This window comes from Phenylobacterium sp. (assembly GCF_035276905.1).
Lineage (GTDB): Bacteria > Pseudomonadota > Alphaproteobacteria > Caulobacterales > Caulobacteraceae > Phenylobacterium.
Genome location: NZ_DATELG010000310.1, coordinates 1 through 17,599, shown reverse-complemented (window position 1 = coordinate 17,599; position 17,599 = coordinate 1). Strand labels below are relative to the sequence as shown.

The window sequence follows — 17,599 nt, the reverse complement described above, 5'->3', positions numbered from 1 at the left end:
AAGGCCGCCCTGGAACTTCTGCACCACCTCGGTCGGCGTCTCGTCGTCCTCGAACGCGGCCGCGGGCGCCTCGAAGTCGCGCGGACTGGCCAGGCCGTTGGAGCCGATCGGCCCCAGGTCCGGCAGGCGAAAGGCCGCGCCATAGTTCTCGCAGACGTAGCCGCGGGCCGGGCCGTCGGTCAGTTCCACGCGGAAGCGGACTCCGCGCGGGATCACGGCGATCATCCCGGGCGCCACGTCGAGGCGGCCGAACTCGGTGGCGAGGCCAAGCCGGCCCTGCTGCGGCACGATCAGCATCTCGCCGTCGGAGTTCTGGAACACCCGTCCGCGCATCGACCGGCCGGCCAGGAATTCGTGCACCGCCATGCCGGCGCCCTGGCCCACGTCGCCGTTGCCGCCGAAGGTGAAGAGGCCGTCGATGAAGTCCCCGTCGGCCAGTCCGAGCGGCAGGGGATCCCAGCGCAGGCGGTTCGGCGTGACCGGCCCGTCGCCGAACGGGGCCGAACGCAGCCGATGCGTCGCGGGGTAGGGGGCGTAGGCGCCGTGGCCGGCGGTCGGGCGCAGGCGGTAGAGCCACGCGCGACGGTTCTCGCGCCGCGGCGCGGTGAAGGCCGTGCCGGACAGCTGCTCGGCGTAGAGGCCGAACGGGACGCGCTGCGGCGAGTTGCGCCCGATGGGCAGGGCGCCCGGGATCGCCTCGCTGGCGAAGCTGTTGCCGAAGCCGCTCAAATAGCGTCCAGCGGCGGAATGATCCGAAGCGTTCATCCTCACGGTCTCCGCATTGGAAACGCTCGAACGGGGGCGGAAGCTATTCCGCCAGCATGTCGCGGGTGATCCCGGCCACCGAGGTCACCCCCGTCAGCGCCATGGCCACGCGCATCTCCGCCTCTATCAGCCGCAGCATGTGGGCGACGCCGGCCTGGCCGCCGCCGGCCAGGGCATAGGCCCAGGCGCGGCCGAGCAGCACGCCCTTGGCGCCCAGCGCCAGCATACGCACCACGTCGAGACCCGAGCGCACGCCGCCGTCGACAAGCACGGTGATCCGGTCGCCGACAGCCTCTGCGATCGGCGGCAGCGCGCGTGCGGTCGAGAGCACGCCGTCAAGCTGGCGGCCGCCATGGTTCGACACCACCAGACCGTCAGCCCCCAGCTTCACCGTCTCGCGCGCGTCCTCGACGTCCAGCACGCCCTTGATGATCAGCGGCCCCTTCCACTCGGCGCGAAGGAACTCCAGGTCCTTCCAGGAGATGCTCGGGTCGAAGTTGGCGCCTACCCAGCCGAAGAGGTCGCCGAAGCCCATCTTGCCCTTCAGCACGGGGGCGACATTGCCCAGGACGTGCGGCCGGCCGTTCAAGCCCACGTCCCAAGCCCAGGCCGGATGCTGCGCGGCCTGCCAGAAGCGCCAGAGCGTCCCCATGAGACCCGGCGCTCCGTTGAAGCCGGTCCGGTAATCCCGGTAGCGCGCCCCCGGCACCGGCATGTCGACGGTGAAGACCAGCGCCGAACAGTTCAGCTCGCGCGCCTTGGCCAGCAGGTCGCGCATGAAGGCGCGGTCGCGGATCATATAGAGCTGGAACCAGAACGGCTTGGTGACCCCGCGCGCCACCTCGTCCAGCGGGCAGGCCGAGACGGTCGAGAGGCAGAACGGAACGCCTGCGGCTTCGGCGGCGCGGGCAGCCTGCACCTCGCCGCGCCGAGCGTACATGCCCGAAAGGCCCACCGGCGAGAGCGCCACCGGCAAGGCGAGCTTCTGACCAAACAGCTCGGTCGTGACGTCGAGCGCGGAGACGTCGTGCAGCACCCGCTGGCGCAGCGCGATCCGTTCGAGATCCTCGACGTTGCGCCTGAGCGTCACCTCGGCGTAGGCGCCGCCGTCGATGTACTCGAAGAGGAAGGGCGGCAGCCTTCGGCGCGCGAGCTCCCGGTAGTCGAGGATCGAGGCGGCCTTCATCCCGCCCGCTCCGTGCGGATTACGCAGCAGGCCGGCCTGTCTCGATTGTCGTTCATCGAAACCTCCCGCGGTTCGACGTCGTCAGCGCGGTTGCCGGGGCGCCGCCGCCTTAAAAGTTATAGCTTATTCCGACCGAGCCGAGGTTGTCGTGCGAGCGGTCGCCGTAGCGGCCCTCGTACTCCACCTGCGCGCGGAAGCCGGCCCCAAGGTCGGCGCCCAGCCTGGCCGTGACCTCGCCCCAGTCCTTCTCGGGCGCGTAGCCCGGCATGTCGAACTCGCCGTTCAGGGTCACGAGCCCCGCCGTCACGGAATTGCGGTCGGCCTTGAAGTCGTGGCCATAGGCCACCGTCAGGCTGGGCTGCACTCCGATTCCGCCCCAGGTCCAGTCGGCCTCCAGCTTCCAGCCGAGCTTGGCGATCAGCGCCTCGCGACTCTGGGCGGCGAACCACATGGCGGTGGCGTCGGAGCCTTGCTCGACGATGTCGTTGACGCGCGTGTGGTCGTAGCTCAGGGCGGCGAACGGTCCATATCGGCCGCCGGCGGCCGTGAACCAGCGCCCGCCCTCGAGCGCGACGCCGTAGACGCTCGCTTCGCCCGTGGAGAGCTCGAAGCGCTGCGCCGCGCCGATCGTGAACGTGCGTTGGACGTCGTCGAGGTCGACATTGCCGACGTTGGCCTCGGCCGTCAGCCAGCCACCGTGCGAGAAGCGGTACTGGCCATAGACCTCGCCCAGCACGCCCTGAGGCTTGAACTGGCCGACGCCGCCGCTCAGCCGGGTCACGCTTTGCGATGTCGTGACGGCGGCGCCGACGGAGAGGTCGTCCAGGCGCGTCATCAGGCCGAAGGTCGCCGACTGGTCGTCGCTGCGGGCCTTGGGCGCGTAAAGGTCGCCGTCGACGTGGCGCCGCCCGGCGCGGCTGACGACGTAGAGGCGCACGCCGTCCTGGGCGCCGGGGCGCATCTCGGCGTCCAGTTCGCCGGCGACCGCCGCGCGCTGGTCGCGGGCGAAGGCCAGCGGGGCGGCGGACAGCAGCGACATCTGACCGGGCGCCGTCAGCTCGGAGACGATCGCCTGGGCGAAGGCCAGGTGGGTGGCGCTCGTCGGGTGGACGTCGTCGGCGAAGACGTAGGTCGAGCCCGCGCCCGGCTCGACCAGGGTCGAAGGCGTGCAGGTGAAGGCGCTGTCGCTCGTGCAGGCCGGCGTCGTGGCGTTGACGAAGCCGTAGCGCGCCGGATCGGCGACCACCTCGCGCAGCAGCAGGAAGGTGTTGACCGGAACCACGCCCTTGCGGCCGGCGAGGCCGGCGTTGATCTGGGCGTCGTAGGCGGCGGACACGGCCGCCGAGAGAGCCTGAACCTGGGCGCCGGCGGCGTTGGCGGCTGGCGTCAGGCCGAGGTCGGGGACGTTGACCACCAGGATGCGGGTCGCCCCCGCCGCCTGCAGCCGGTTGATGATCGAAAGCTCCGCCTGCGCCGAGGCTGTCGCGCCCTGCATGGCCTGGTCGGACGTCTCGACCGAGGCGACGCCGGCGATGGCTGCGATCTGGCCGCGGATCTGAGCCGCCACCGTCGCCGCAGCGCTCGGCGACAGGCCCGCCGTGGCCTGGGCGATCAACTGGTCGGCCACCTGCCCCGCGCCGGCGGCGGTGATGTGGTAGAAGAGGTCGTTGGAGCCGCCGAACACGGCGTAGAGCGTCCGCGAATCGAGCGCGGCATGAGCGGCGAGGTAGCTGTTCGCCTGGCTGCTGATCGTCACCGTCTGCGGCAGGGCGTCCGGCGAGTTCTGCAGCACGCCCGCTCCGCCATAGGCGAAGTCGGTTCCGCCGGCGAGGGACGGGGCCAGCGTCAGGCCATAGCGGGCGGCGACGTTCTCGAGCGCGACCGTGCCCGGATTGGTCGTGAACCGCATGACCTGCGGCGCGCCGATGGCGATCGACAGGTTGCCGCTGTCGCTCAGACTGTCGCCGAAAACCACCACGCTGTCGAACGGACTGGAGGCCGCCAGCGTCGTCGCGGGCGCGAGCGCCACGGCCAGGCTGATCGCGATCAGGGCGTTCCGCGGCATCTCGACCTCCCCCGGGCGCGGCCGGAAAGGGCGACCGCGCGGCGCGACTATGGCGGAGATTCGGCCGCGGAGCCGGGGTTGGAAAGGCCGTCGGCGGAAAGTTTTGCCGACCGTGTCCTTAGAGCGCCGGTTCGGGGGCCGCCAGCATGCCGGCCAACCGTCCACGGATGATCTGCTCGGCGTCGCGGACGATCCGCTTGACCAGCTGGTCGCAGGTCGGGATGTCGTGGATCAGGCCCTGGATCTGGCCGGCCCAGACGAGGCCTGCATCGATGTCGCCGGTCTCCAGCGCAACCCGGCCCTTGGCGCCGGAGACATAGTCGCGGATGTCCTCGAACACCGCTTCCGGACGGGCGGAGATCTCCACCACCCTGTCGGAGATCGCGTTCTTCGCCACCCGGCCGGTATTGTGGAACTTGCGGAAGATCAGGTTGGTCGACCGCTCGTCGTTGGCGACCAGGAATTCCTTGATCTTCCGGTGGATCGGGGCCTCGGCGGTGGCGCAGAAGCGGGTGCCCATGTTGATCCCGTCCGCCCCCAGAGCCAGCGCCGCGGCCAGGCCGCGGCCGTCGCCGAAGCCGCCCGAGGCGATCATCGGGATCTTCACCTTGTCGGCCGCCGCCGGGATCAGGATCAGGCCCGGGATGTCGTCCTCGCCGGGGTGGCCGGCGCATTCGAAGCCGTCGATCGAAATGGCGTCCACGCCCATCCGCTCGGCCGAGAGCGCGTGGCGGACCGCGGTGCACTTGTGCACGACCTTGATGCCGCGGGCCTTGAAATCGTCGACGTGCTCCTGCGGCTTGTGGCCGGCGGTCTCGACGATCTTCACGCCGGAGTCGATGATCGCCTTGCGGTACTGCGCGTAGGGTGGCGGGTTGACCGAGGGCAGGATGGTCAGGTTGACGCCGAACGGCTTGTCGGTCATCGATCGGCAGCGGTCGATCTCGCGCCGCAGGTCGTCGGGCGAGGGCTGGGTCAGGGCGGTGAGGATGCCGAGGCCGCCCGCGTTGGACACCGCCGCCGCCAGCTCGGCGCGGCCGACCCACATCATGCCTCCCTGGACGATCGGATGCTCGATGCCCACCAGCTCAGTGAAGCGCGTGCGGAGAGCCATGTCGGAAATCCTTTGAGAGAACTCGACGGTCAGTAAGTTACTGGCGAGTAGATAGTCGCCGTCCGGCTTGTCAACCGAACATGGGCGCGCGGAATAGACATCACCTGGGCGCCAGGCCGCGCATGAGGATGTCGACCATCCGGGTTGCGACCTCCTCAGGCGTGAGCCGTCCGTCCGGCTTGTGCCAGCGGGCCGGCCAGTTCAGGGCGCCGGCCAGGGTGAAGCCGGCCAGCTTGACGTCGGTGGGGGCGATCGAGCCGTCGGCGATCCCCTCGGCGATCAGCCCCTGCATCGCTTTGTCGACATCGCGCTTCAGCGCGCGGAAGCGGAGCGAGCTCTCCTCGGAGAGCTGCTCGTGGTCGGTGCGGATTACGCAGCGGCCGAAATCGTCCATGATGATCTCGGCGTAGCGGCGCAGATACTCGCCCAGCCGGTCGAAGCCGGTCCCGGGCACGGCCCGCACGGCGTCGGCGGCCGCGCGCAGCTGCTCGACGCCGCGGGTCACGCACTCCAGCAGCACCTGATCCTTGTTGCCGAGGTAGTGGTAGATGGTGGGCTTGCTGACGCCGAGGCTCGCGGCCACGTCGTCGAGCGAGGTGGTGTGGAAGCCGCGGCTGTTGAACATCGCCACGGCCGCGCGCAGCACCGCCTCGCGTTTCTGCTCGCGCTCGGCCTGGCGTTCGGCGGCGGTGCGGAAAGGCGAGTGGTTCACGTCAGGGGTTCACTTTGGGGCTTCGGCTCCGGACTTTCGTCCAGGTCGATTGACCCGGCCGACGGACGGACAATATACTCATCAGTAACCCGCCGACCAGCCGGTTTCAGAACATCCCTGTGGAGCTCTTCCCATGACCGCCGCTGATGCTGCTGATCCCGTCGTCATCGCCGGCTACGCCCGCACGCCGATGGGCGGCTTCCAGGGCGACTTCACGGGCGTGAAGGCGACCGACCTCGGCGCGGTCTGCGTGCGCGCCGCCGTCGAGCGGGCCAAGGTGGATCCGGCCGCGGTCGAGCGGATCTTCATGGGCTGCGTGCTGCCCGCGGGTCTGGGCCAGGCCCCGGCGCGCCAGGCGGGCCTCGGCGGCGGCCTGTCGATCAACGCCCAGGCCACCACCGTCAACAAGATGTGCGGCTCGGGCATGCAGGCCGCGATCATGGCCTACGACGCGCTCGCCGCCGGCAGCGCCGACGTCATCGTCGCGGGCGGCATGGAGAGCATGACCAACGCCCCCTACGCCCTGCCGAAGCACCGCGGCGGCGCCCGCATTGGCCACGACACCATCGTCGACACCATGATGATGGACGGCCTGGAAGACGCCTACACGCCTGGCAAGGCCATGGGCGCCTTCGCCGAGGACGCGGTGCGAATGTACCAGTTCACCCGCGAGGACCAGGACAGGTACGCCCTGGGCTCGCTGTCCAAGGCCAAGGCGGCGATCGAGAGCGGCGCCTTCAAGCGCGAGATCGCTCCGGTCACCGTGAAGGGCCGCGCGGGCGAGGTGGTGATCGACACCGACGAGCAGCCGGGCAAGGCCAAGCCGGAGAAGATCCCGTCGCTGAAGCCGGCCTTCGTCAAGGACGGCACCATCACCCCGGCCAACTCGTCCTCGATCTCGGACGGCGCGGCGGCGCTGGTCATGACCCGCCAGAGCGTGGCCATGAAGCTCGGCATGCCGATCGTCGCCAAGGTCGTCGGCCACGAGGCCCACGCCCACGAGCCCGGCCTCTTCACCACCGCGCCCGTGCCGGCGATGCAGAAGCTGCTGAAGAAGGTCGGCTGGACCGTCGAGGACGTCGACCTGTTCGAGGTCAACGAGGCCTTCGCCGTGGTCGCCATGATCGCCCAGCGCGAGCTGCAGATCCCGGAAGAGAAGCTGAACGTCAACGGCGGCGCCTGCGCGCTCGGCCACCCGATCGGCGCCAGCGGCGCGCGGATCCTGGCGACCCTGATCGCCGCCCTGGAAAACCGCGGCCTGAAGCGCGGCCTCGCCAGTCTGTGCATCGGCGGTGGTGAAGCCACCGCGATGGCGGTGGAGCTGGTCTGAGGATTGGCGGGGAGAGGCGGTCTGCGGAAATGCGCACGAACGCCCCTTCGCATCTGATCCTCCCCCCTCGGGGCAGGTGGCCCGTAGGGCCGGAGGGGGCTTCCGCTCAGATGCAGTCCGCTGCAAATTCTGAGCGGAAGCCCCCTCAGTCAGCTCCGCTGGCAGCTCCCCCAAAGGGGGAGCATCTATTACGTCCCCGTGAAGTTCGGCTTGCGCTTTTCCTTCAGCGCCTGGATCGCCTCACGATGGTCGGCGCCGCGCACGGAGAGAGTCTCGTAGGCGATGCCGGCGTCCATCAGGGCGTGGGCGGTGCGCTTCAGCTCGAGGTTGGTCAGGATCTTGGTGTAGCGGATCGCGCGCGTCGCCCCGTTCAGCAGCTTCTGGCAGAAGGCGTCGACCTGGGCGTCCAGCTCCTCGGGCGGGACGCAGTGGTTGATCAGGCCGATCTCCTCGGCGCGCTTCGCGGTCAGGAGGTCGCCGGTCAGCAGGTATTCCTTGGCCCGCGTCAGGCCGATGCGGTGCGCCCAGAGGATCGCGCCGCCGTCGCCGGCCACCAGGCCGACATTGACGTGCGGGTCGCCGATCTTGGCGCCGTCGGCGGCGAAGATGACGTCGCAGAGCAGGGCCAGCGTCGCGCCCAGGCCGACCGCGTGGCCGTTCATCCGGCAGACCACAGGCTTTTCGATGTCGAGCAGGGTGAAGACGATACGCTTGGCGGCACGGGCCTCCTGGTCGAACAGCTCCGGATTGGCGGCGTTGCGCGCCAGGTGATCGAGGTCTCCGCCGGCGGAGAAGGCGCGTCCGGCGCCGGTGAGGAGCAGCACGTCGGAGTCCAGGTCGGCGGCCGCGAACTGCAGGACCTCGATCAGCTCCTCGTGCATGTCGAAGTTGACCGCGTTCAGGGTCTCGGGCCGGTTGAGGATGATCGTCAGCAGGCGGCCTTGGCGGCTCAGCGCGATCGTCTTGAACTGGGGCAGGTTGCTGGCCGTCGTCATCTCGTCGCTCCAAGCCGCGCACAATTGTTTGCACCGCTCCTGGATACGCCTGAGGTCGCCGTCGATGGCAAGTCGCCGCGTCGGGGATTTATCCGCCCGGCAGGACGACGTATCCACGCCGCAAGAGACGTATCCACGCCGCAAGATTCGCTCGCGCGTTTGCGTACGGTGTTGCTTGTTTTCCAGCCCGCCGCGTAGGCGGGCGCCTGACCAGCCCTAAAAGGAGTGCTCTCATGGATTTGAAAGGGATTGCCGCCATCGTCACGGGCGGCGCTTCGGGGCTGGGCGGCGCGACCGCGAAGATGCTGGCCGACGCCGGCGCCAAGGTCACGATCTTCGACCTCAACGAGGAAGTCGGCCAGGCGCACGCCAAGGACATCGGCGCGAGCTTTCGGAAGGTCAACGTCGCCGACGAGGCGAACGTGGCCGCGGCTCTCGACGCCGCCCAGGCCGCCAACGGCGTGGCCCGGGTGCTGGTCAACTGCGCCGGCGTCGCCCCGGCCGTGAAGACCGTCGGCCGCGAGAACGTGCCGCACTCCGCCGAGATCTTCCGCAAGACGATCGAGGTCAACCTGCTCGGCAGCTTCACCATGATCGCCCAGTTCGCCGCCCGCCTGGCGCAGGCCGAGCCGATCGGCGAGGAGCGGGGCGTGATCATCAACACCGCTTCGGTCGCCGCCTATGACGGCCAGATCGGCCAGGCGGCCTATTCGGCGTCCAAGGGCGGCGTGGTCGGCATGACCCTGCCGATCGCGCGCGACCTGTCGCAGCATCTGATCCGCGTCATGACCATCGCCCCGGGCATCTTCCTGACGCCGATGCTGCTCGGCCTGCCGCAGCCCGCCCAGGACAGCCTCGGCAAGATGGTGCCGCATCCGAGCCGGCTCGGTAAGCCGGAGGAGTATGCCAAGCTCGCCGCCGCCATCATCGACAACCCGATGCTGAACGGCGAGGTCATCCGCCTTGACGGCGCCATCCGCATGGCTCCGAAATAAGATGGCTAACGGCGTCCTCTTCGAGGTCGACGGGCCGGTCGCGACGATCACCCTGAACCGGCCGGAGGTCGGCAACGCGCTCGACATCCCGATGTCGCGCGAGCTGATGGAGCTGGCCATCCGCTGCGAGGGGGACGCCGCGATCCGCTGCGTCGTGCTCACCGGCGCGGGCAAGCTGTTCTGCGGCGGGGGCGACATGGCCGCCTTCGCCGCGGCCGGCGAAGCCCTGCCGGAGTTCCTGCGCGAGATCACCACCTACCTGCATTCGGCGATCTCGGTGTTCGCGCGGATGGACAAGCCGCTGGTGACGGCGATCAACGGCTCGACCGCGGGCGCGGGCATCGGCCTGGCGATCCTCGGCGACATAGCGCTCGCCGAGCCGACCGCCAGCTTCAGCCTCGCCTACACCGGCATCGGCCTCACGCCCGACGGCGGCGCGACCTGGCTGCTCCCGCGGCTGATCGGCCTGCGCCGCGCCCAGGAACTGTGCCTCACCAACCGCAAGGTGCGGGCGGAAGAGGCCGCGAGCCTCGGCCTCGTCACCCGCGTGGTCGAGGCCGGAACGCTCGCGGCGGAGACCGCCAAGGTCGCCGGCGACCTGGCCAAGGGCGCGACCGCTGCGCTGGGCGCGACCCGCAAGATGCTGGTCGAGAGCACCTCCAACACCCTGGAGAGCCAGCTCCAGCTGGAAAGCCGGGTGATCTCCGACCAGTCCCGCAACTACGAGGGCCAGGAGGGCGTGACCGCCTTCCTCGAAAAGCGCGCGCCTCGGTTCCTGAAGGAAGATTGAAAATGGCGGAAGCTTACATTGCAGCGGCAGTCCGTAGCGCAGGGGGGCGTCGCAAGGGCTCGCTGATCGGCGTGCACCCGGCCGATCTCGGCGGCGCGGTCCTGAGCGCGCTCGTCGAGCGGGCGGGCGTCGATCCGGCGGCGATCGACGACGTCATCGTCGGCTGCGTCACCAACGGCGGCGAGCAGAGCTTCGCCTTCGCCCGCAACGTGGTGCTGGCCTCCAGCCTGCCGCAGAGCGTGCCGGCGGTGACCGTCGACCGCCAGTGCGGCTCCTCGCAGCAGGCGCTGCAGTTCGCGGCCCAGGCGGTGATGTCGGGAACCCAGGACATGGTGGTGGCCATGGGTGTCGAGCACATGAGCCGCGCGCCGATGGGCGGCAACATCAAGTTCTTCGCCGACGCCGGCGTCGGCGCCGCGCCCTGGAGCGAGGCGATCCAGAAGCGGGTCGGGGCGCCGGAGCCCAGCCAGTTCGTCGGCGCCCAGATGATCGCCGACAAGTACGGCTTCACCCGCGAGCAGATGGACGCGTTCGCGCTCACCAGCCACCAGCGCGCCGCGGCGGCGATAAAGGCGGGCGTCTTCAAGGGCGAGATCGTGCCGATCACCACCCCGGACGGCGTCTTCGACACCGATGAGGGCGTGCGCTACGACGCCTCGCTGGAGACCATGGCCACCCTGAAACCGGTGACCGAGGGCGGCTCGGTCACCGCCGGCAACGCCAGCCAGATGACCGACGGCTCGGCCGCCCTGCTGGTGGTCAACGAAAAGACCCTGAAGCAGCACAACCTGACGCCGTTGGCTCGCGTGCACGCCATGGCGGTGACGGCCGGCGATCCGGTGATCATGCTGGAGGAGCCGGCGCCGGCGACCAGGAAGGTGCTGGAGCGGGCGGGCATGAAGCTCGACGACATCGACTTGTTCGAGGTCAACGAGGCCTTCGCCGCCGTGGCGCTGTCGTGGCTGAAGAACACCGGCGCCGACCACGCCAAGATGAACGTCAACGGCGGCGCCATCGCGCTGGGCCACCCGCTCGGCGCGAGCGGCGCCAAGCTGATGACCCAGCTAATCCACGCCCTGCGCAACCAGAAGAAGCGCTACGGCCTGCAGGTGATGTGCGAAGGCGGCGGCGTCGCCAACGCGACTATCGTCGAGGCGCTCTGAACACCGCCTGGCATCGCCGGAGGCGCGGGGGCGTCTCCGGCGACCTGCCGTCTGGCGAGCGCGGCCTCGGGGGCCGGCTGCCGGCGACCTAGCTGTCGGCTAGTACCGTGGCTGAGCGTCCTTGGCCGCCGCGTTGGCCTGGCCCGTGGCGTCCTTGGCGGCGTCGGCGGCCTGGTCGGCGTGCTTGGCCGCATCCTGGGCGCTGTTCGCAGCCGCCTGCGGCATCGCAGCGGCCTTGCTGGCGTCGGCCGCGGCCTGGGCTGCGGCGGCGTCCTGGGTCGCCGTGCTGGCGCTTTCTTCAGCCTTCTGGGCGTGGGACGCCTTGTTGCAGGCGGCGCTGGACAGGGCGAGGGCGGCGATGGCCGCGGCGGTGATGATCCGCATCCGAGGTGCTCCCTTGAAAGCCGGATCGAGGTGTCCGGCGGGGCGGGTAACGCCCTCGTGAGCCCACGGTTCTCGCGAGCTCAATGATAGCGGCGGATCAGGCCGACCAGCTTGCCCTGCACGGCCACCTGGTCGGGGCCGAAGATCCGCGTCTCATAGGCCGGGTTGGCGGCCTCCAGCGCGATCGAGGCGCCCTTGCGGCGCAGGCGCTTCAGGGTGGCTTCCTCGCCCATCACCAGGGCCACCACGATGTCGCCGGAGTTGGCCGCGTCGGTGCGGCGGATGACCACGAAGTCGCCGTCGAGGATGCCGGCGTTGATCATCGAGTCGCCCTGGACCTCCAGCACGAAGTGTTCGCCCGCGCCCAGCATGGCCTCCGGCACCGGCAGGCGGTCGCGCTCCTGCTGGATCGCCTCGATCGGCGTGCCCGCGGCGATGCGGCCGAGGATCGGCAACTCGCGGCTGTCGTTGGCGGCCGTCGACATCGGCTGGCTGGTCTCGACCAGCTGCGGCTTGAACGGCGCGCGGCCCTTGGGCGGCGCGGCGGCGGTGGCCTGCTGCGGCAGTTTCACCACCTCCAGCGCCCGGGCGCGATGCGGCAGGCGACGCAGGAAGCCCCGCTCCTCCAGCGCGGTGATCAGCCGGTGGATGCCCGACTTCGACGCCAGATCGAGCGCTTCCTTCATCTCGTCGAAGGAGGGGGAGACCCCGGTCTCCTTGATCCGCTCATGGATGAACATAAGCAATTCGTGCTGCTTGCGGGTGAGCATGGCGACGACACCTTACGACCGGGCGCTCCGAGAACAAAGCGCTAACGTTGTAAAATGTTCTCTAAGCGTTCCTGGTTAATGTCAAGTTACCGCGGCCGCTGCCCCCAGATAGGGGATAAGGCTTTGAGTTTGTTAACATTTGTCGCGATCGGCCAAGGCGGAGCCGCGAGCGCCGCCGAATCGCGGCGCCGGTTCTAGGCCGCCGGGGCGAGCAGCGCCCGAGTCGCCGCCGTGACGTCCGGCTGGCGCATCAGGCTCTCGCCGACCAGCATGGCGCGGGCGCCGCAGCGCTCGAGGCGGGCGGCGTCGGCGGCGGTGAAGATGCCGCTCTCGGTGACCAGGAGCGCGTTCCTCGGCGCGCGCGCCGCCAGCCGCTCGGTGACCGCCAGGTCGGTCACGAAGCTGCGCAGGTCGCGGTTGTTGACGCCGACGAGGTCGGCGCCCAGGCCGCCGGCGCGGGTCATCTCGGCCTCGTCGTGGACCTCGACCAGCGCATCCATGCCGAACCGCTTGGCCTCCGAGATCAGGGCGCCGGCCACGGCGTCGTCGACCATGGCCAGGATGACCAGGATGGCGTCGGCGCCCAAGGCGCGGGACTCCGCCACCTGCCAGGGATCGACCAGGAAGTCCTTGCGGATGCAGGGCAGGGCGACCGCCGCGCGGGCGGCGGCGAGGTAGTCGTCCGCCCCCTGGAAGCTCGGCGCATCGGTCAGCACCGACAGGCAGGCTGCGCCCCCCGCCTCATAGGCGCGGGCCAGCGCCGGCGGGTCGAAGTCCTCGCGGATCAGTCCCTTGGACGGCGAGGCCTTCTTGATCTCGGCGATCAGCGCGAGCCGTCCCGGCGCATGCGCCCGCGCCAGCGCTGCGCGAAATCCGCGGGGCGGGGAGGCGGCGCGGGCGGCGGCCTCGACCTCCGCGGCCGCGCGTGCGCGCTTGCGCTCGGCGACCTCGCCGGCCTTGTAGGCGGCGATCTTGGCGAGGACGTCGCTCATGCGGGCTCCGCGGCCTTGGTGGTTTCGATCAGCCGCGCGAGCGCGGCCGCCGCCCGGCCGTCGTCGATCACCGCGCCGGCGAGCTCCACGCCCTCGCGTAGGGTCTCGACCTTGTCGGCGACGAGGAAGGCGGCCGCGGCGTTGAGCAGCACGATGTCGCGGTAGGGCCCTTTGGCGCCCGCCAGCAGCTCCTTCAGCGCCTTGGCGTTCTCCGCCGGCGGGCCGCCGGTGAGATCGGCGAGCGCCGCGCGCGGCAACCCCACGGCTTCCGGCGTGATGCGGAACAGCCGCACCTGGCCGTCGCGCCACTCGGCGACCTGGGTCTCGCCCGTGGTGGTGATCTCGTCCATGCCCTGGCCGTGCACCGTCCAGGCCCGCTCGGCGCCGAGCGCGCCCAGCACGCGGGCGAGCGGCTCGACCCAGCGGGTGTCGTAGACGCCCAGCAGCTGGCGCTTGGCGCCGGCCGGATTGGTCAGCGGCCCCAGCAGGTTGAAGATCGTCCGGTAGCCGAGCTCGGCGCGGATCGGCGTCACATGCCGCATCGCCCCGTGGTGCGCCGGCGCGAACATGAAGCAGATGCCGGCCTCGTCCAGCGCCTTCAGCTGCAGGGCAGGGGCCGCGGCGATGTTGACGCCGAGCGCCGCCAGAACGTCGGCCGCGCCGGACTTCGACGACACTGCCCGGTTGCCGTGCTTGGCGACCTTCAGCCCGGCGCCGGCCGCCACGAAGGCCACGGCGGTGGAGACGTTCAGCGTGTGCAGGCCGTCGCCGCCGGTGCCGCAGACGTCGATGGTCTCGAACGGCTGGTCGAGCATGACCGCCGCGCGGCGCATGACCCGGGCGCAGGCGGTGATCTCGCCGACGGTCTCGCCACGCATGCGCATGGCGGTCACAGCGGCGGCGACCTGGGCGGGCGTCGGCTCCCCGCGCAGGCAGGCGGCGAAGAACTCGCCGGCGTCCTCCTCGGAGAGGGTCGCGCCGTCGGCGAGGCGGCTGAGCAGCGGCTTGAAGGCGTCGGACATGGCGGCCTGGTTCAGACCCCCGCCAGGCGCCTCACGCCGGCGAGGTCGAGGAAGTTGGCGAGCAGCTCGTGGCCGCACTCGGTGGCGATGGATTCCGGGTGGAACTGCACCCCGTGGATCGGCCGTGTTCTGTGCTGCACGCCCATGATCTCGCCGTCGTCGGTCCAGGCGGTGACCTCCAGGACGTCCGGGGCGGTCTCCTTCTCGATGCAGAGGCTGTGGTAGCGCGTCGCCGTAAAGGGGTTCTTCAGGCCCGCGAAGACGCCCTTGCCGGTGTGGTGGATCGGGCTGGTCTTGCCGTGCATCAGCTGGCGGGCGCGGATCACCTTGCCGCCGAAGGCCTGGCCCATCGCCTGGTGGCCCAGGCAGACGCCGAGGATCGGCAGGTCCTCCGGCGCGGCGGCCAGCAGGTCGAGGCAGATGCCGGCCTCGTTCGGGGTGCAGGGCCCCGGGGACAGCAGCACGCCTTGCGGCTTCAGCGCCAGCGCCTGCTCGACGCTGATCGCGTCGTTGCGGTGGACGAGCGTCTCCGCCCCCAGCTCGTTCAGGTAGTGGACGAGGTTGTAGGTGAAGCTGTCGTAGTTATCGATCACCAGGATCATGCGGGTTCTCTAGAGCATTTTTCGCCGAAATGGAGGCCGGTTCGACGCAAAAAATGCTCCACTTTGAAATCCCCGAGCATGGCCCAAGGCCATGCTCGGGGCATTCCGGGCGCCAGAGCCAAGGGCGCCGTGGCGCGCGGCTCCGGTTGGCGCGATCCTGCCGAGATGGCGATGACCGATTCTGCGCTCAAGCCCGACGAGACCGCGCGCATCCGGGCGCTGCTGAGGCCCCGGCGCAAGAAGGAGCGGATGTGGCCGGTGCTGTCCGCGGCCCTGCTCGCGGCGGTCTCGGCGCTGGCGTTCGCGACCGCGATGATCCTGGCCCCGCCGGTCGTCAGCCAGCATGTGGTGCAGAGCGAGCCTTGAGAATCTAGTCTCGAGGCGGCGCGGTTGCAGCCAGGCCGTCGATCCATGCGAAGATCTGGGGCCAGACCGTCGCCCGGGCGCGGAGGCCGATCAGCAGGGCGAGGTGTTGGAGGGCCACGCCGGTTTCGCCCGGGTATACGACAATCTGCGTCCTGGCCGGCGAGGCCGCGAGGAACTCCTCTACCGCCGCGAGCGGCACGACCCCGTCGCCCGCGTCGACGGCCGCTAGCGTTGGCGTGGTGAGATTGCGTGGTCCCAGGCCGCGTCCCTTGACGGGCAGGACGCCGCGGCGAAAGCGATCTTCGCGGTAAAGCCACGCCAGCACCTGTCCCATGAAATGTCCGGGGAGGGCGACCTCGTCGAGCGCCCACCGCTCGACCCGCAGATGAGTCTCCAGGGCTTGAGCATCGAGCCTGCTCAAGGCCGCGTCCGTAAGCCGCGACCAGACGAAATCCGCGGGCGCGGCCAGGGCGCTCGCATGACCGAGAAGCGATCCCGGGACCAGTTCGCTCGGCGCGGGCGCGGAACCTGGAAGTGCGGCGACCGCGTCGCGAAACCGGCTCGTGCCCGCACCGAAGCATAGCGGGGCCCCCAGCAGGACCAGCCCCGCCACGGATGCCGGATCGAGGGCGACGAAGACGGCTGCGAGCGTGCCGCCGAGCGAATGGCCGAGCAGGATCGGCATGGCGGCGCCGACCGTGGCCTTCACGCGGTTCACTGCGTCGGAAATCGCCTCGACGTAGTCGTCGAGGCAGATCGGCTCGTCGCCGATGTTCGGCGCCGTCCACTCGAGCAGGTGCACGCGAAAGCCCTGGTCGAGACAGTAGCCCAAGGCGCTGATCGACGGCGCCAGGTCCCAGATATAGGGGCGCTTGATAGGAGCCCCGATCATGAGGAGCGAGGCGCGCGTCCCGCCGGCATAGTCGCGAAGGCGCCATCGCCGCGTGCAGGCGGCGACGTCGTATTGACGCTCCAGCGGCCCATAGCCCACCGCCGCCAGAACTTCGCCTTGCGCCCGGCGGATGGTGTCCAGCATCAGGAAATCTGGATGAAAGACCTCGTCCATCAAGCGACCTCGGGGCGCGCGGCCGTGCGCGACGCCGCGATTACTTAAACGCGAACGAGGACTGTGCGATGTCCTTGCGCCATCCGGCTTCCAGAAGGCTTGGCGCTACGGCGGCGACTTCCACGCCCAGAGCGCGGCTCTCGCGGCTGAGGGTCGTGGCCATCCACGCCGCCTGCGTAGGGCTCGGCTCGTTCAGGCGGAAGCGATGGATCCTGAGGGGCGCGAGGAGCAGGCGGCGCAATTCACCGGACTTTGGGGCGAGGTCGGCGAAGTACATGGCCACCAGGTCGCTGCGGAAAGCCTCGTGGCCGTGGATTCCCTCGTAGTCGTTGAGGAAGTCGCCGCAGCCGTAGAGGATCAATCGGTTTCTGTGGACCTCGATCGGGCGGGGATGGTGCGAGGAATGCCCGTGGACGAGGGCGACTTGGCCGCTGTCGATCAGCGCGTGGGCGAAGCGCCGGTGCGCCGGCGGGACGGCGTAGCCCCAGTTCGAGCCCCAGTGAATCGAGACGACAGCGAGGTCGCCGGGCGCGCGCTCTGACTTGATCTGATCGCAGACGGCGTGCGCGGCGGCCTCGCTCAGGCCCGTGCAGGCCACGCCGGGCTTGCCCTTCGCGGCGGACCAGCTGGCGGGCACGCCGCTGTCGCCCGCGGCCATGGCGTAGACGAGCAGGCGACCCGACTCGCCGGCGATCGCGGCCGGCGCCCGCGCCGCTTTCAGGTCGCGCCCGGCGCCGGCGCTGCGGATCCCGACCGACCAAAGCGCCCTGAGGGTGTCGTTCAGCCCGTCTATCCCGAAATCCAGCACGTGGTTGTTGGCGAGCGTCAGCACGTCCGGCGCCGCGGCGCGCAGGCAGGGCGCGTTCGCCGGGTTCATCCGATAGTTGACGCCCTTCGGAGCGAACGCCCGCGACGTCGTCACGGCGGTCTCCAGGTTCATGATCCGAACGTCCGGAGCCATGCTCCGCCAGAGGTCGCGGGCGGCCCCCCAGATCTCGCCGAAGTCGGTCGGGCGGGGGATCGGACCGCTCGCCGCCTCCGCGAGCCGCACATAGTCCCTGGCGGAGCGGAGGTGGTCCTCCCGCAGCTGCGGATCGCCCGGATGCGGCAGCACCTGGTCGATGCCGCGGCCCGTCATCACGTCGCCACAGAGAAAGATCCGAAGCGCTCCGCGAGAGCTGGACGATGGCGACTGCATGGCCGCCTCCACGACACCGGCGCCGTTGCGGCGCGTGCGCCAGTCTACACGAGCCGCCAGCTCTCCTCGGCCGCTCGCCTGAGC

General features: G+C 70.2%; 18 protein-coding genes. 5 read left to right on the top strand and 13 right to left on the bottom strand.

The window, feature by feature from the left end:
- The 5 genes from VJS38_RS14680 to VJS38_RS14660 all read right to left on the bottom strand — a co-directional run.
- The coding region (locus VJS38_RS14680; RefSeq protein ID WP_324088895.1) for a homogentisate 1,2-dioxygenase at positions 1–765 on the bottom strand (765 nt) is incomplete at its 3' end.
- A gap of 43 nt (positions 766–808) precedes the next feature.
- Positions 809–1,951, bottom strand: a complete 1,143-nt coding sequence (gene lldD / locus VJS38_RS14675) for an FMN-dependent L-lactate dehydrogenase LldD (RefSeq protein WP_324088894.1) — start codon at positions 1,949–1,951, stop codon at positions 809–811.
- A gap of 109 nt (positions 1,952–2,060) precedes the next feature.
- Positions 2,061–4,016 carry an autotransporter domain-containing protein gene (locus VJS38_RS14670; protein WP_324088893.1) on the bottom strand — a complete coding sequence of 652 codons (1,956 nt, stop codon included), beginning with the start codon at positions 4,014–4,016 and terminating at the stop codon, positions 2,061–2,063.
- 118 nt (positions 4,017–4,134) lie between these two features.
- Positions 4,135–5,130 (bottom strand): nitronate monooxygenase family protein, encoded by a 996-nt coding sequence (locus VJS38_RS14665; protein WP_324088892.1) that lies wholly within the window; start codon positions 5,128–5,130, stop codon positions 4,135–4,137.
- 100 nt (positions 5,131–5,230) lie between these two features.
- A complete protein-coding gene (locus tag VJS38_RS14660; RefSeq protein WP_324088891.1) occupies positions 5,231–5,842 on the bottom strand; it encodes a TetR/AcrR family transcriptional regulator in 612 nt (203 codons plus the stop codon).
- Positions 5,843–5,975: 133 nt separating this feature from the next.
- On the opposite strand from VJS38_RS14660, the gene VJS38_RS14655 reads away from it, so the two are divergent.
- Positions 5,976–7,172, top strand: coding sequence for an acetyl-CoA C-acyltransferase (locus VJS38_RS14655; protein ID WP_324088890.1), 1,197 nt, complete (start codon positions 5,976–5,978; stop codon positions 7,170–7,172).
- 188 nt (positions 7,173–7,360) lie between these two features.
- Here the strand turns inward: VJS38_RS14655 and VJS38_RS14650 are convergent, their stop codons facing one another.
- A complete protein-coding gene (locus tag VJS38_RS14650) occupies positions 7,361–8,167 on the bottom strand; it encodes an enoyl-CoA hydratase/isomerase family protein (protein WP_324088889.1) in 807 nt (268 codons plus the stop codon).
- 233 nt (positions 8,168–8,400) lie between these two features.
- Here VJS38_RS14650 and VJS38_RS14645 point away from each other — a divergent pair, with 233 nt between their 5' ends.
- From VJS38_RS14645 to VJS38_RS14635, 3 genes are read left to right on the top strand one after another with little or no spacing between them, the layout of a single operon-like run.
- Complete coding sequence (locus VJS38_RS14645; RefSeq protein ID WP_324088888.1) at positions 8,401–9,162, top strand: SDR family NAD(P)-dependent oxidoreductase; 762 nt, start codon at positions 8,401–8,403, stop codon at positions 9,160–9,162.
- Between the two features lies 1 nt (position 9,163).
- On the top strand, positions 9,164–9,952 hold the full coding sequence (locus VJS38_RS14640) for an enoyl-CoA hydratase/isomerase family protein (RefSeq protein WP_324088887.1): 789 nt from the start codon (positions 9,164–9,166) through the stop codon (positions 9,950–9,952).
- Between the two features lie 2 nt (positions 9,953–9,954).
- Positions 9,955–11,115 carry an acetyl-CoA C-acetyltransferase gene (locus tag VJS38_RS14635; RefSeq protein ID WP_324088886.1) on the top strand — a complete coding sequence of 387 codons (1,161 nt, stop codon included), beginning with the start codon at positions 9,955–9,957 and terminating at the stop codon, positions 11,113–11,115.
- A 99-nt stretch (positions 11,116–11,214) separates the two neighbouring features.
- Here the strand turns inward: VJS38_RS14635 and VJS38_RS14630 are convergent, their stop codons facing one another.
- The 5 genes from VJS38_RS14630 to VJS38_RS14610 all read right to left on the bottom strand — a co-directional run bounded on the left by VJS38_RS14630 (position 11,215) and on the right by VJS38_RS14610 (position 14,885).
- The gene (locus VJS38_RS14630) at positions 11,215–11,499 is read right to left on the bottom strand and encodes a hypothetical protein (protein ID WP_324088885.1); all 285 of its coding nucleotides are present in this window, start codon (positions 11,497–11,499) and stop codon (positions 11,215–11,217) included.
- 80 nt (positions 11,500–11,579) lie between these two features.
- Entirely contained in the window at positions 11,580–12,269 is a 690-nt protein-coding gene (gene lexA, locus VJS38_RS14625) for a transcriptional repressor LexA (RefSeq protein ID WP_324088884.1), read from the bottom strand.
- Positions 12,270–12,463: 194 nt separating this feature from the next.
- Positions 12,464–13,261, bottom strand: coding sequence for an indole-3-glycerol phosphate synthase TrpC (trpC, locus tag VJS38_RS14620; RefSeq protein ID WP_324088883.1), 798 nt, complete (start codon positions 13,259–13,261; stop codon positions 12,464–12,466).
- Positions 13,258–14,283 (bottom strand): anthranilate phosphoribosyltransferase, encoded by a 1,026-nt coding sequence (trpD, locus tag VJS38_RS14615; protein WP_324088882.1) that lies wholly within the window; start codon positions 14,281–14,283, stop codon positions 13,258–13,260. Before trpD ends, trpC begins: the two co-directional genes overlap by 4 nt.
- 11 nt (positions 14,284–14,294) lie before the next feature.
- Positions 14,295–14,885: an aminodeoxychorismate/anthranilate synthase component II gene (locus VJS38_RS14610; RefSeq protein WP_324088881.1), complete on the bottom strand. Its 591-nt coding sequence runs from the start codon at positions 14,883–14,885 to the stop codon at positions 14,295–14,297.
- Between the two features lie 171 nt (positions 14,886–15,056).
- Between VJS38_RS14610 and VJS38_RS14605 the strand changes: the two genes are divergently transcribed.
- Positions 15,057–15,251: a hypothetical protein gene (locus VJS38_RS14605; protein WP_324088880.1), complete on the top strand. Its 195-nt coding sequence runs from the start codon at positions 15,057–15,059 to the stop codon at positions 15,249–15,251.
- A 4-nt stretch (positions 15,252–15,255) separates the two neighbouring features.
- Here the strand turns inward: VJS38_RS14605 and VJS38_RS14600 are convergent, their stop codons facing one another.
- Both VJS38_RS14600 and VJS38_RS14595 read right to left on the bottom strand, forming a co-directional pair.
- The gene (locus VJS38_RS14600; protein WP_324088879.1) at positions 15,256–16,317 is read right to left on the bottom strand and encodes an alpha/beta fold hydrolase; all 1,062 of its coding nucleotides are present in this window, start codon (positions 16,315–16,317) and stop codon (positions 15,256–15,258) included.
- Positions 16,318–16,357: 40 nt separating this feature from the next.
- Positions 16,358–17,599 (bottom strand): CapA family protein (locus VJS38_RS14595; RefSeq protein ID WP_324088878.1); only part of this gene is annotated, 1,242 nt, incomplete at its 5' end.